Origin of the sequence: Micromonospora sp. NPDC050417, assembly GCF_044458865.1 — a bacterium.
Taxonomy (GTDB): Bacteria; Actinomycetota; Actinomycetes; order Mycobacteriales; family Micromonosporaceae; genus Micromonospora_G.
In genome coordinates this window covers 12,549-27,371 of the sequence record NZ_JBITIH010000039.1, presented here as the reverse complement: position 1 = coordinate 27,371, position 14,823 = coordinate 12,549, and the positions used below count along the sequence as shown (strand labels likewise).

The window sequence follows — 14,823 nt, the reverse complement described above, 5'->3', positions numbered from 1 at the left end:
GGGAGCGGGATCACCAACGAGCGGCAGGCCACCACCGGTGTCGCGGCGAGCGTCACCGTCAACCTGCCCGGTGCCCGGGTACAGAGCAGCGCGTACACCGAAGTGTCGCTCGGGCTGAGTACCGAGCGGTCGCAGGCACGGGCGTTGAAGAGCTACCGGCGTACGGAAACCGTCGGCGATGTGGAGGAGCACACGCACGAGCTGGTCTATGAGGTCGTGGTACGACGGGCCGGCCGACGGTCGACGTGGCTGCTCGACGGTCCGAACCTTCAGCAACAGCTTGTCGTGCCGGCGGAGCACGCGCCGCCGAAGCCGCTCTCCGCCGATCTGGTGGACTCGGTTCGGGTCGAGACATACCTGTCGGTTGCGCCCCCGCCGTCTCCGGCGCGGGAGGTTCCGTTCAACCAGCTCGGCGTTTCCGGGGTGTACGCGCGCTTCCCGGAAGTCCCGGAGCTGTCGGCGCTGGCCGCGCGCCTCTACGGCAGGCTGCACCGTCTGCCCGACACCTGGTGGGCGGAGCCGATGAACTGGCCCGAGGCGTTGTGGGACCTTGCCGTACCCACTGAACTCGGCGCCCACTTCGCGGCCCTGGTCGGGCGCGACACCGCCTGGACCGTGTCGCTCGGCCACACGAACGGCTGGACCTCGGCGGTCGAGATCTCGGCCAAGGTGTACGAGCCGGAGCATCTGCAGGCCAGCGAGAGTGTCGAGGTCGAGCAGTACTCACAGGCGGCAGCGCACTTCGGCGTGACCGAGGAATCGGAGCTGTCGGGCTCGGTCGGCGTCGGCGCCGTCGCCTACGCCAGCCTCGTCGACGACGACGGCCGACACACGGACGACGAGTTCGGCGCGCTGAGCCTCGTGGGTGCTGGCCAGTCCGGCGGCATCTCCGTACACCGGACGAGGTCCCGGGCCAGGGAGTTCGGCAGCATCGACATTACGCGCGCCACGTACCAGAAACTCGTCCGCAGCTACCGGGCTGGGCAGGTCCGGTTCGAGGTGCGGCTGGTCCGGTGGCGGGGCTCCACCACTCGGGAACTGTCGGCGACCCTGGATCTGCACAACGGACTGGAGTTCGAGGTACCGGACCGGATCGCCGCCGACCTCCGCCTGCCGGAGGCGACGCCGGTGACCGTGCCGGCATCGCCGGTCCGGGTCGAGGTCGACCCGGAGCTTGGCCGGGCCGGAAGCCACCTGGAGCGGTTGACGGCCACCAGTCCACTGAGTTTCATCACCGAGAAGCTCGCCGACCGGGGGATCATCCCGAAGAGGCAGGCCCGGCCGAACCTGCTGAACCAGGCGCTTGCCAACACCTTCTCCTCCGAGGCGCTGGAGTTGCAGGCGTTCGACCTGTTCGGGCGGGGGGTGACTTCGTGGTTCATCGTTCCCGGGCCGCTGCGCAGGACCGGCTACCTCTTCGTACGGGTTACCGGGCGCCTCGCTGACCTACAGTCCGATCTGAGCCGGCCCGACGCGAAGCTCACCATCCGCGCCGAGGCGTTCGACGCCGAGCAGGAGAGCGAGACCTCGGGCTGGTCGGCCGGCGGCGCGATGGTGGTCCGGGGGCGTTCGGTGGATGCCGAGCGCAACGGTGGCGGGGGTGCGATCCGCGTCGGCCGGGAGTGGGGCCGGGACGTCACGAGCGGTCAACAACGCAGTCTGAAGGACATTTTCCGGTACGGCACGTCCAGGTCGCACGAACTGAACAACACCGTGCAGCTCGTGGTGGAGATGCACTACTCGACCCGGATGCCGCAGGCACTGCACGCCATTGGTGTGGGTGCCCGCTCGGCACTGTTGAGCGTCGCGGGTCTGTTCGGGGCCCGGCCGCAGATGCGCGGCTTCCTTGACCGGCACCAGCCGTTCGTCTGGAGCGAGACGAACCCGGTCGACGACGGCACCGCCCGCCGGCTCCTGCCGGCGCAACTGACCAAGCCGGTCGGTGACACGAACGAGCGGTGGCAGAGTCTGCTGCGGGTACCGCCGCACCCGCCGTCGCCGGTGGCCTCGGAGTCTTCCGTCGCATTCCGCTGGGGCCCGCCTCTCCTGGAGGCGGACCTCAACACGCTGGTCTCCGACGACCCGTACTTCGTCCCGGTGAGCCTGCCGGCGGCGCACCAGATCGAACGCGTGCTGCCGCTGGCCCTGGCGTCAGGGGAGGGCACGCTCAACGTGTTGGACGTGCTCTCCCGGCTGGTACAGGCGCCGTCGACGCGCCCGGACGATTCTCCGGACGGGGACCACGGTCTTCCACGCTCGGACCACGATCTTCGCGACAGGGAGCTCGACGAAGTCCTGCAGCCGACATCAAGGACCGGCCTGGGATCCAGGCTGACGGGGTGGCTGGGGCGGTACCTGCTGTCGGGCGGCGCCGATTTCGAGTTAGGGGACGTTCTCGTCGACCCCGCGCAGTTGACCGCGGAGACGAACCTGCGACCCCGCCTGCTGCACCTGCTCGCCCACCGCTACCAGGTGCCCGGAACCGGAGTCGCGCTCGGCGTTCGCCTCACCGACGTCTCGCAACTGCTCGACGAGGACGGAAAGCCGCTCACCAGCGAGTTGAAGGGGCGCCGGTACAGCCAGCGGGAAAGCACGGCGACCGCCTCGTCCAGCCGTTCGTCGGGCTGGGAGATGAAGCTCGGTGCCGAGGGAGGTGGTCATCCCGAGACGATCAAGCACATGGGCGACCGGCTTGATCTGAGTGCCGGCGTACAGCGTGAGCGGGAGTCTTCCGGCGAGCTCGCCGAGACCCTCGAACGTAACGTGGAAAGCAAATCGGCCTACACGTATTACCGCTACGGTCTGACGCTGGTGGCTTACCTGCCGGACGGGCGGGTGGTGAACTTCGATCATCCAACCGGCTTGTACGGCATGAGCATCCGCTCGTTCGACGAACTGGTACCGGCCGACGACCCTCGGCGAAGCCAACTCGCTGTCGACGGCCCGGCGAAACTCGCGACCGACTCCGCGCTACGCGATCAGTCCGACGCCAATTTCTCACCGCTCGATCAGTCCGACAGCTTCGTTGCCGCAGCGGTCCCGCTCTCCTCGGCGGATCTGTCTGGTGTGACGGATGAGGTGTTGCGGGAGTTGGGGGTGCGCCGGGAACCGTTGGCCGTACTCAGTGCTCTGGTTTCGCGGTTCTATCCGATGGCGGCGCAGGCGGCGGACGCGGCCAGCGCAAGGGGCAGCGGCCGGGAGTTTGTCAGCCCGCAGGGCGGGCAGCGAACACCGTCGTGGGCGGCGGTGACGGCTGCGGTGCGGGCGGCGGGGGTGGGAAGTTCCGCTTCCGTCTTGTTCAGGCGCCCGGACGGTCGGGTGAGCCCGTTCGTGGTCTACTACGCCTCGGATGGACACATTGTTTGGGTCGACCCGGGCCAGGCGTCGCCGAATGCGCGGTTGCGGCGGGTTCCAGCGGATCCCATGCAGGCGCGGCGGTCCGGTGTGCTTCCGTCGGAGTCTCCGGCGTCGGCGCGGGTTCGGGTGTTCGACCGTTCGGGTGCCCCTGTCGAGAACGCCTTTCCTTCGTTGGCGGGGCTCGCTGCGGATCGGTCGTCGTCGGGCGCTGATGATGCGCGGGCGGTGGAATTGTATCCGCAGCTGGGATCGTTGAATTCGGACAGGTCTGCTACGAACTGTGTACTCCTCGCGATCGCCATGGATACGAATCTGGATCCGGATGAGACGTTCACGGTGGAGCAGGTTCCGGCCACCGGAGCCTTGCCGGAGTCGGACCTGGTGGCGTATCAGCGTCAGCGGTTGAATTTGTCGGGCGACCAGGCGCGGATTTACCGGACTGATCTGGAGTCTGTTCGGGCGGTGATGGCGGCGGCTCCGGTGGGGTCACGGGCGGTGGTGTTGATCCGTGACCGGGGTGCGGGTCCCGGGGTGGGCGCCTCGCACGCGTTCAACGTGGTGGTGCGTGACGGGGGTGAGGTGCACTTCCTCGACGCCCAGCAGGGTGGGTGGGCCCAGTCGCCGGATGCGTTCGGGGAGCTTGTGTTCCTTCCTCTGAGCGATGAGATCGGCGCGCCAGAGGTGGCCGACGAGGTTGATCCGGCCACGTTGACCGGTGACGCCGCAGGCATCGCCCGCGAGGATGAGGAATCAGTGGTGGTGGAACTGCCTTCTTGGGTGGATTCCAGCAGCAGTCCGATTCTGGCGAGAAGGCGCGCTGCTCATGGCGTCGATCGGCATTACGAAATGGAGGTGACCGTAGATAGGCGGTATTACTTCCAGGGGAGCGACGGGTCCCTCTATTCGGATCCGAGAGCGGCACGTGCCCACGTGCGGGCTGGAGGTAAGTGGCGACCATTCATGATCGTCGAGAAACGGATTCATCCGACGAGGGCCTACCGTGACGGTGCGGACGAGGGGCTGTCCTCCTACGGCCGGGTTTCCGAGGAGCTTCGTGCGGTGCGTCGTCGGTTGATGCGGGTGCCTCGCTGGCATGCTGATAGCCAGGGCGGTGTTCCGCTTGAATCGATCTATCCGCCCGAAGCTGGGTGGGAGATTACGAGAGAGGGTCACGGCTCACGGATATCCCTGCCGTTTGTAGACGGCACCGTGTATGTCCAGTGGAACCTTGACATACCACTTGGTGACGGGCTCGGATTCGTGGAATGGTTGGTATCAGGGAGCGGGCTTGACGAGGTGCCTCGGACGCGTCAAGTTCTCCGTGATGCTCTGGAATTCGGTCGAGAAGTTGTCGCCCGCTACCTTGGCGTCGCTCCAGTTCGGGCTGACGCCTACCGGCACATTCCGGAGGTCGTTGAACTCTGGGACTTCATGATCCATGCCTACACGCACGTCTCTGCGGCGGCAGAGAACGTGAGCCTCGACATAGGTATGCTGCCAAAGAACTTGCTTGCGGTCGGCCTGCGAAACCGGTTGCAGGTGGTCCGTGAGAATATGCCGGGGCCGGTGCGTTCGTTTCTTGGTGCTGACGCCGTGGCAATCAGAACAATGTGGCGCGAACGCTTCCGTGGGTACATATTGACTGAGCGCGAGCTTGCCGAAGAGGGGGACTGGCTCGAAGGCCTCGACCGGGTCGATTTTCTCCAGTTGCGAATGAAGGCTTTTGTTGATGATGAATACATGATTGTTCATTATCTGGACAATGCCCTGGTGGAGCGGCCCCAGTTCCGTATCAGTCAATATGAGGCCCTTGGTCTGAATAGTGGGTCGGACGATCCGGACGCGTTCGATCGGCTTGTTGACAACAATGGGCGCATGAAAACATCCGCTGTCTACGAGATCCGGCAATTGGGCCGAGTGCAGGTTTCGTTGGAGGACGCGGACCGCGATCATGACAGGATCGTCTACCTGCTTAGGCGGCTGCGTGCCGACGGCGAGCGTAGGGAGCAGGGCAGTCAATCGCCAGAGGTGCGTCTGGCGTACGAGACCAGCTCAATCCTTCGTGCGTTGGCAAGGTGGACTCCGTCATCGGGCGACCTACGGCCGGTCACCGATCACCAGATCGAGGAGATTGCTCGGCATCTGGGTGCCATCTCTGTCGGCCCAAGCCATCCGTCCTGGCCGGGACCACTACATGGGGTTGGGCAACATCTCCGAGATGTTGCGGGGCAACTGCATTCCTTTAGGACGGGCCCGGGGGTCCAGAGTCGCTCTGCGGTGCGATTCGAGCAGGACATCCAGGTCATCCTCGGGCGGATCGACTCCCTGCTCCATCCCCCACCCCGCTCCGCCAGCGCAATGACGACCGCCTTCGCCCTCGCGACGAACTATCCGGGTGGTGCGCATCTGTCGGGGCGGTCCGCTGGTGGGTCTGGTCGTGGTTGGGCCGGTGCGGGTTCGGCTGGTGGGTCTGGTGGGGTTGTTCCGTCGCGGTTTGTTGATGACACGGCGCTGCTGCGGGTGTTGCCGTGGTTGGGGCTGGTGAATCCGGAGGGGTCTGACACGAACTGTGTGATGACCGCGATCGCGACGGATGTGACCGCGGTTCCGGGTGAGGAGTCGGTGTGGCAGGTGCCGGCGTTGGGTCTGATGCCGGAGTCGGATCTGGTGGCGTATCAGCGGCAGCGGTTGGGGTTGGCGGATGACGTCGATTCTCCGGTGTTCCTCACGGATGTGGAGTCGGTTCGGGCAGTGATGGCGGCGGCTCCGGTGGGGTCGCGGGGTGTGTTGCTGGTCCGGGGTCGGCTGGCCGATGGTGGGATCGGTGTGTCGCATGCGTTCAACGTGTTGCGGATCGACAGTGTTGAGCCTGGCGACGACGGGGTTGTCTTCGTTGACGGGCAGCGGGGTGGGCTGGCCCGGATGCCGGACAGCGTCGTGGACCTGGTGTTCCTGCCGGTGACCGAGGGGATTCACACACCGGCGGGTGCGACGCGGGTCCGCCCGGAGGAGCTGGCAGGTGAGGCCGGAGCCCTCTCTGACGGGGACACACCGTCGGCCGCGCCAGCGGAGTCGCCGTCCGAAGCCGACGGCTCGGAGACCCGTGACCGGAGCACCCGGCATCGCCGGATGGCTGCGGAATTCGAATCCGGCACGCCCGAACCCGCGCCCGGGTCGGCATCCACACCCGAAGCCGGGCGGGGTTCGCGACTGCTACCGAGGTTCCGGGTGGACCTGCCGTCCGAAGGCTTCGGGTCCAGACCACCCATGCAACCCGAGGTTGATGTGCGGTATCTCGCCGAGAGGGTCGAGCACACCCGGCGCTCGACCTTCAGGGGATCGAGTGACGGGGAGGACAGTGTCCTGCGACCCGTCTCCGTGGCGATGTCGGACGCCCCGGCCCAGCCATCGGTGGATGAGGCTTCGACCAACGAGTCAGGCGCCGTCCCACCGTCCATGGACGTGTCGGTCGACGAGGCGACGGCACCGTGGTACATCGCGCACGGTGCCAGCGGCGCGTTCGCCGTCCAGTCGGCCGGCTGGGAGGGGGAAGCCGTGCTGGCCCAGGAGATTGTCGAGGAGCTGCCCTCCCTGCCGGCAGGGCTACCGGGGCGTACCGACGCCGAGGAGCCGACGCTGCGCCAGGGAGTCCGGGACCGGCTCGCCGAGCTGCTCCGGCTCGAACGGCCGGTCGTCGACGCCCAGCCGGACGCCACGGCCGAACCCATCGCGCCGAATGACATCGACGCCAACACCGTCGCCGACCGGGCACTCGGCGAGGAGAACACCGAGAAGTGGGACGACCTGCTGCGCGAGGGCTGGATTGGGGTGATCGGCAACCGGGTCGTGTGGATCAGACCCAGGTTGCACGCGCCCAGGGTGATGGCGGAGGACGCGTCCAACGGGAACCGGGCCGACCTTCCCGGTACGTTGACCACGACCAGCACCACCAGCCGACGGCAGCCGGTGCCGCGCGGCGTTGCCGGAGCGCTGGGTACGGCGGCCACCTTCGCGGTCAACTATCTCTCCCCGCTGCCGGGTGTGCGCCCGGTGGCCCAGAGCACGGAGCACCGTTCGACAGTCGAGTCGTACGCGATCATCTCGGGACGGCGACTCCGCGCGGACACTGGCGTCAGCGTCGTCAGCGGGGTGGCGTTCGAGATCTCGGTGGACGGAGTCTCGTGGGGCAAGCCGGTGCCGGTGCCGGCCGAGCGTGGCCTGCTGATCGTCAACCTCCCTGAGCCGCGGGTTGGCGAGGACCCTCGACTGCGCCAGGCGCCCCTGATCGGGCCCGCAGACGGAGCGCGGCCGGGGCCCGCGGTGGCCCGCGAGACACTGGCCGCGATCAACCTCGCGCACGCCGAGCGGCACCTGATCGGGAGGTTGCGGGAGGGGGGCCTTCCGGCCGCTTCCGCTGCGGAGATTGCGCGGCAGGTCGGGAGCCAGCGGCTCAACGAGCGGACCGCGAGCGAGCGTAGCCGTTGGCTGCTGAGCGGTGCGGACAGTACGGACCTGCTGGTGGTGCCGGTTGAGGGGGGACAACAGTTCCAGGGCTACGTCACCGTCCAGCTCACCCTGCGGGAACTGCAACGTCTCGGCGAGGCCCCGGACGGCACGGTCCAGGACGATCTGGGAGTCGCCCGTAGGGGGGCGGCGGGTTGGGACGTCTCCTCCGCCTTCGCCCTCACCGGGTCCCTGGGTCTGAACACGGAGGGTTCGGGCGTCGTCGAGGGTGGCTTCGGCCCGCAGGTGAACAAGAAGTGGGGACGCTCGACGGCGCAGGATCTCAGCATCGAGGGCATGAACCACACGCTGCTTAGCCTGACGACACCACAGGTCCGCTACCGGGCATCGGCAACGGTGCTGGTCAGCATCACGTCGAGCACCCATCGGTTCGAGCCGGTGACCGCACCCGCTGAGGCCGAAATCAGGGTGCCGGCCACCGATACGGACGCCTTCGAACGGGCCCACTTCGGCGCACCGGTCGACGCCGGGGCCGTACCGGTCCGGTTCCGGCCACTGATCACGCCGATTCTGGAGCAGCCGCCGGCACCGATGACGGCGGACCAGGTCGTCCGGCGGTTGGGTGCGCGCCGCCCGGACGCGCCGCAGGTCCGCGTACCGTACCGGCCGGCGGTGCCGCCGCAGCCCGACGAGCCGTTGATCCTGGCTGCGCGCCGGGGCGATGGTCCGGGCACCACCAGCGGCCTGCCCGGCGGGTCGCGGGTCGCGCCGCTGGTGCTGGCGGTGCTGCGGGCCGAGATCGACCCCACCGCCCTCGCCTTGAACCCCCACGAATGGGGAGAGGTGCAGCGGGGCATCCACCTCCACTACGGGACGCCCGCGCTCGCAGGCGACCCGGGGCGGCTCCGGACCGGCATCTTCGCCGCCTTCGAGGTCGGCGGCAAGCGGTATTCGGTGCTCGTCGTCGGGTATCCGAGGCAGTGGCTTGACAACCGGTCGTACCCGATGACGGTCAGCAACGAGGTGATGCGCGCGGCTGGATCGGGGGCCGGGGTCACCGTCACGCAGTCGGCGGGTGTCGGACTCGCAGCGGGTCTCACCTTCGGGGGAGGTGATGCTGCCACCCCACTCGCGCTCAACGCGCTGCAGACCGAGGTCTCGCTCGTACGGACCACCGAACGCTCGCAGTCGCGGGTGACCCGGAGCTACCAACGTACGACGACCAGCGGGATGGTGCGGGAGCACTCGTACGAGATGATCTACGAGGTCGTCGTGCGACCAGAGGGCGGCGATCGTCGGACGTGGCTGATCGACGGGCCGAATGTTCGGCAGCAGGTCGTCGTAGCCGATGAGCATGTACCGCAGCAGCCGGTCACCGCCGCGGAGGCGGCAGCGGTCCAGACCCGGATCTACCTGCCCGACACGCCGCTCCCGCCGCTCAGCGCGCCGCGGGTTCCCCTCGACACACTCGGCACCTCCGGGGTGATCCCGCGTTTCGCGGATCTGCCGGAGCTGTCAGCGCTGGTGGCGCGCCTCTACGGGACGCTCCACAACCGCCCCGAGGACTGGTATCCGGAGCCGATGAACTGGCCCGAGGCGGTGTGGAACCTGGGGGTCGCAACCGAACTCGACGCCAACCTTGCCTCTCTGGTCAGGCACGGCTCCTCCTGGTCGGTGTCGCTCGGCGACGCGGACGGTTGGGAGTCGACGGTCGAAATCTCGGCCGTGGTGTCCGCGCCGGAGTACCTGCGGCACAGCGAGAACGTCGTGGTCGAGCAGTACTCGCAGCTCGATGCCCACTTCGACGTGGTCCAGAGAACGGAACTGACCCGTTCGGCCGGCACCATGAGCAACGACGCCGTGCCGAACGACGATTCGACGGTGCCGAACTCTCCCACCGTCGGCATGTTGGGGGGCACGATCAGCGATCGGGCCACGGCCGAGGCGGTCAGGTCGGGCAGCAGTGGTATCACCGGCGCCACGTACGGCGGTGTGGTGCGGGCCTACCGCGCCGGACGGGTCCGATTCACGGTGCGGCTGGTCCGGTGGAACGCCTCCGGCAGCCGGGACCTGCGGGCGACCCTGGACCTCGAGCACGGGCTGGAGTTCCTGGTGCCGGATCGGCTCGCCGCCGATCTCCACCTACCGAACGCGAACCCGGTGGCCCAGCCTGAGGGACCCCCGCGGATCGACGTGGACCCGGTGCTCGGCAGGGCGGCGAGCCGCTTCGAACGGTTGCGGGTGGACGGCCTGCGGGAGCAGATCCGCGCCACGCTCGTCAAGCGGAAACTCATTCCGCCCGGTGACGACCGGCCGAACGCACTGTGGCGCGGGATCTCCCGGGCATTCTCCTCGGACGCACTTGAGTCGTGGGCGCCGGCGGACCTGTTCGGGTCGGGTGTGCACGGCTGGTTCCTGGCGCCCGGAGCGTTGAGCGGGGTCGGCTTCGTCTTCGTCCGGATCACCGGGCGCATGGGCGCGCCAGAGTCGGACCTGAGCCGGCCGGAGACGAGCTTGACCATCCACGACGAGGCGACCGACGCGGTGGAGGAGAGCGAGTCGTCGGGGCGGTCCGTCGGGGAAGGGCGGTTTGGTCCGGCCCGGGAGCCGGGCGACAGCCCCGGGCGTGGTCACCGCGACACCGTGCGGAACACCTTCCGGTACGGCACGTCGGGCTCGCACGAACAAACCGACGCGGTCACCTTCGTCATCGAGATCGGCTACTCGGCTCGAATGCCGGAGGCGTTGCAGACCATCGGCGCGGGGGCCCGATCCGTGCTCGTGGGTGTGGCGGGTTGGTTCGGGGCGGACCAGACGATGCGTACCTTCCTCGACCAGCGCCAGCCCTTCGCCTGGCAGGAGGTCCACGAGATCGCGGGCGGGTCGGTACGTCGGTTGCTGCCGGCGCACCTGACCAGGCCGGTGGGGGACACGAGCGAGCGGTGGCAGTCCCTGCTGCGCGTACCGAGGTCCGACTCGTGGCCGGTGGACGCGCCACCGCCAGTCGCCGCGCCGGAGTGGGGCGCTCCGCAGGACGGGCCGAATCTCAACATGCTGGTCTCCGACGACCGGACCTTTGTCCCGATGGGTCTGCCGGCGGCCCGCAATCTCGGGGCCGTCCTGATCAACGAGCTCAACACGCAGGCGTCGCGACCCGAGGGGACGAGCCAGGCCGCGGACCCTGCGGCCGATGTGCCGCAGCTACTCCAGGGCAGCGATCCGACCTCCCGACTGGCCCGGCTCCTGCACCAGTACCTGATCTCGGACACCGGTTTTGCACTCGGGGACGTCCTGGTCGACCCCGCGCAATTCACCGGTGAGCGAAACCTGCGTCCCCGCCTGGCGCAACTGCTCGCCCACCGGTACGAACTGCCCGGCACCGGAGTGCGGCTCGGTGTGGTCCTCACCGAGGTGTCGCAACTGCTCGATGAGGACGGTGGGCCGCTGCGGGCGGAGCTGGACGGACGCGGTTACGGCCAGCGGACGACCACGCCCATCAGCTCGGGCGACCGCCCGGCTGGCTGGTCGGGCACGCCCGACCCCGAGCGGAACCTGGGCCGAGGGCTGGACGACATCGTCCAGCGTGACCCGGGGCAGCAGGCGGGGTACACGTACTACCGGTACGGAATGACCGTGGTGGCATACCTGCCGAACGGGCAGGTGATGCACGTTGCCTATCCGGAGGGCCTGTACGGCATGAGCCGCCGACCCTCCACCGGGTTGCTCCCGGCCGACGATCCCCGGTGGGACCGTTTCGCGGTGCCGGCGCAGACCGGTCCGGTGCATGACGGGCGGGTCGGCGAGCATGCCGAGGAGGCGTTGTCGCCGGCTCCTGATGAGGCGCGGGCGGTGGCGCTGTATCCGTGGTTGAGGTCGTTGAACTCGGATGGGTCCGCCACGAACTGCGTGCTAATCGCGATCTCCGCGGACATGAATCTGGATCCGGATGACACGTTCGTGGCGGAGGAGGTTCCGTCCACCGGGCCTTTGCCGGAGGCGTATCTGGTGGCGCGTCAGCGTCAGCAGTTGAACCTGCCCGGGGAGGAGGCGCGGGTCTATGCGAGCGATTGGGAGCCTGTTCGGGCGTTGATGGCGGCGGCTCCGGCGGGGTCGCGGGGGTTTGTGCTGGTCCGGGCACGGGACGCGGGCCTCGGGGTGGGTGCCTCGCACGCGTTCAACGTGGTCGTGCGTGACGGCGGTGAGGTGCATTTCCTCGATGGTCAGCGGGCCGGATGGGCGCTGGAGCCGGACGCGTCAGGGGAGGTTTACTTCCTTCCGATGAGCGATGAGATCGGCGCGCCGGAGGGTTCGCGCGCCGTCGACCCGGCGACACTGACCGGTGTGGCCGAGGGCGTTGCCGAGGCCGAGTTGCGGGGTCAGTCGAATCAGCCGGGGGCTCGGTGGCCGGTGCCGCCGACCCGGCAGATTGCCCCCGGGGTACGCCTGGTGCCTCCGCCGCCGGAGAGCGGAGTGTCCGAGACCACGCTCGAGAACGCGGTCCGGGGAATCAGCGGGCGGCCGAACGTGCTGGTGCTCGGGGCGGTGCCGTTGCGGTTCAACCCGCAGGACGTGTCGCCGTCCCTGGCGTCTGCCCACACCAATAGTGGGCGGGTGGAGGTGGCCGCCATCTTCGACCACCTCGGCAGGAACGGGATGGCCAACCGGGTGCTGGTGCTCAGCCTGCACGGTGCCGGCGACCTTCAGTCGGTTTCGCTCGGCAGTGCGATCCAGGACGTGATCGACGAACGGCGTCAGACGGGTGAGCCGGTTCCCGCCGCGCTGGTCGTCTCAGTGCCGCCCGAACCGTCGATGTGGGATTTCTTCCTGACGCCGAGTCTGCGGTGGTCGGTGCCCATGCCGCTCTCGGGCACCAGCTCGATCTTCAACAACCTCGACGAAGCGTTGGTGGCGGTGCGGCACAACCTCCGGCCGCCCGTCGACCTTCACCGTGAGGTACGCCGCCGGCTGCGGGGTGAGGAGAGCCCGTACGGCTACACCGATGCCACCCTGGCCGACCGGGTCGCCTACGGCATCCTCGACCTGCCGGAATACTCGGAGCACTCCCCGTCGGCGCGGCCACCCGGTCGCCACGGGTCGACGATCCGGGTGCCGGTTGGCCGGGCGAGGAACGCCGCCGAGCGGATCGTCGTCATCCGGAACTGGCTACGCATGGCCGTGTTGCGGGAGGTTCCGGCGGAGGACCAGGCCACCGTCGAGGTGCAGGTGTCCGAGCTGCTGCCCGGCGGCGTGCTCCGGCTACCCCGTTCCGGCGTGGAGCCGGAGCAGGATGTCCTGGTCATGCCACCCCTCGTCCGGGACATCCCGCAAGAGGTGAACGGCAGGCAGGAGCCGAGTTGGTGGGCCATGAATATCTGGGTCACCAGCTACGCCGGGGATCGGCTCGTGGCCGTGGAACTGCCGGACGAACTGCGGACGACACTGATCGACAGCATTCCGCCAGACTCGGTCGACCGGGTACTGGTCGAACTGGGCCGCCTGAATCTCGGGCGGGTGGGTCGGCACGCGCCCGGCGCGGTCCTGCGGTCGCCGTTCGGCAACCGATGGTTGACCGCCGAGCAGTACGCGGACGAGTTGTTGCCCCCGCGCGGGCCCGGACAGGGGCGGCCAATCGTGGTGGTGCCAGACCTGCCGGGTCACGCCCCCTGGGGCGGGACGTCCTTCCACCGCGAGTTGCAGCAGTACGCCGTTGTGGTGACACAGGGACACGAGCCTCGGAGGGTCGAGGCGCGGGAGGTTGATTCCTACTGGCAGGCGGAGCAGAACGGCGAGCCGTTCTGGTCGACGAGGCGGGGACCCGGACCGTCCAGACTCAGACGGCTGCGCCTGGTAGACCTGCTCACCGAGGTGCTAGAACGCAGCCGGCCCGGCGGCACGGCCGTCACCGGTGCCCAGGCGGTTGTCGCGCTCGCCGACCAGGACCGCGGGGCGCCGTCGGCGAGGGTGATCGCCGCAGCACGCCGTGCCTTCGACGAGGCGGTACCACCGCCGACCGACGAGCTGCGCTGGTTGCCGCTGCCCAGGTCGGTACCGGCCACGGGGGACGGGCTGCGCGGCTGGTTCGGCGGCTGGAAACTGGCCGTGTTGACGCCGGACGCCCACGGTGGTCAGCAGCTGATCGGTGTGCCGGGCCAGTACGTGCGGGATATCGTGTCGGACGTGGACGGCCGGTCCATGTCGTACCCGTTGGTTGACCTGTCGGCGCTCTTCGCCGCCACGCGCGGGTTCACCCGCGACGAAGACGGACGCCTGCTGCTGCGGTTCAGAGATGGGCAGTCCCGTGGCCCCGACAGCGGGCCGCCCACCTACGCGGGGCTGTTCCCGCCGCCGTCCTACACCGAGTCGCCGGACGAAGCGGCGGAGACCGACCACGCCGATTTGGGGCGGGTCGGAAGCGTGGCACAGGCACGGCTGCGAGCCGGTCTGCAGCATTTGCCGTATCCCCATCGCGCGGTTGGCAACGCCGGCCCGGGGCCGTCGCGGTCAAGGTCGCAGCCGCGGTCGCGGGTGGTTGATTCGTCGGGCCGGCCGGTGGAGGGTGCTGTTTCCCGGTTGGCGGAGTTCGCCGCGGGTGGGTTGTCGCCGGAGGTGGTCGACCCGGCCGCGCTGACCGGCGATGCCGGCGGGGTTGCCACCGAGGCAGGGCGGTTCAGCGGTCAGGGGTCGGGGAGGGGCCGGTCGGGTCGCGCGTACCCGAGCGGTTCGGTCCCGGTGACGGTCGAGCCGGGGGAGGGCGCGTCGGGTGGTTCCGGGCGCGACGCTCGGGTGGAACAGGAGGCGCGGTTGCGCGGCCGTTTGCAGCCTTTGCCGTATCCCCATCGCACGGTCGCCAACACCGGCCCGGGGCCGTCGCGGTCAAGGTCGCAGCCGCGGTCGCGGGTGGTTGATTCGTCGGGGCCGGTGGAAGGTGGCCAGGTGCGTGACCCTCGTGAATCGGCTCGCACGGGCGCTGTATCCACCGATCCCCGCGATGAGGGCGACTGA

General features: G+C 68.8%; 1 protein-coding gene (cut by a window edge). It reads left to right on the top strand.

The features are described from left to right. Positions 1-14,823, top strand: partial view of a toxin glutamine deamidase domain-containing protein gene (locus ACIBF5_RS31200; RefSeq protein ID WP_396816473.1) — the 3' portion only. 12,549 nt of this gene lie to the left of the window's left edge; 14,823 of the gene's 27,372 nt are visible here — the last part of the coding sequence; the start codon falls outside the window, past its left edge; the stop codon is at positions 14,821-14,823.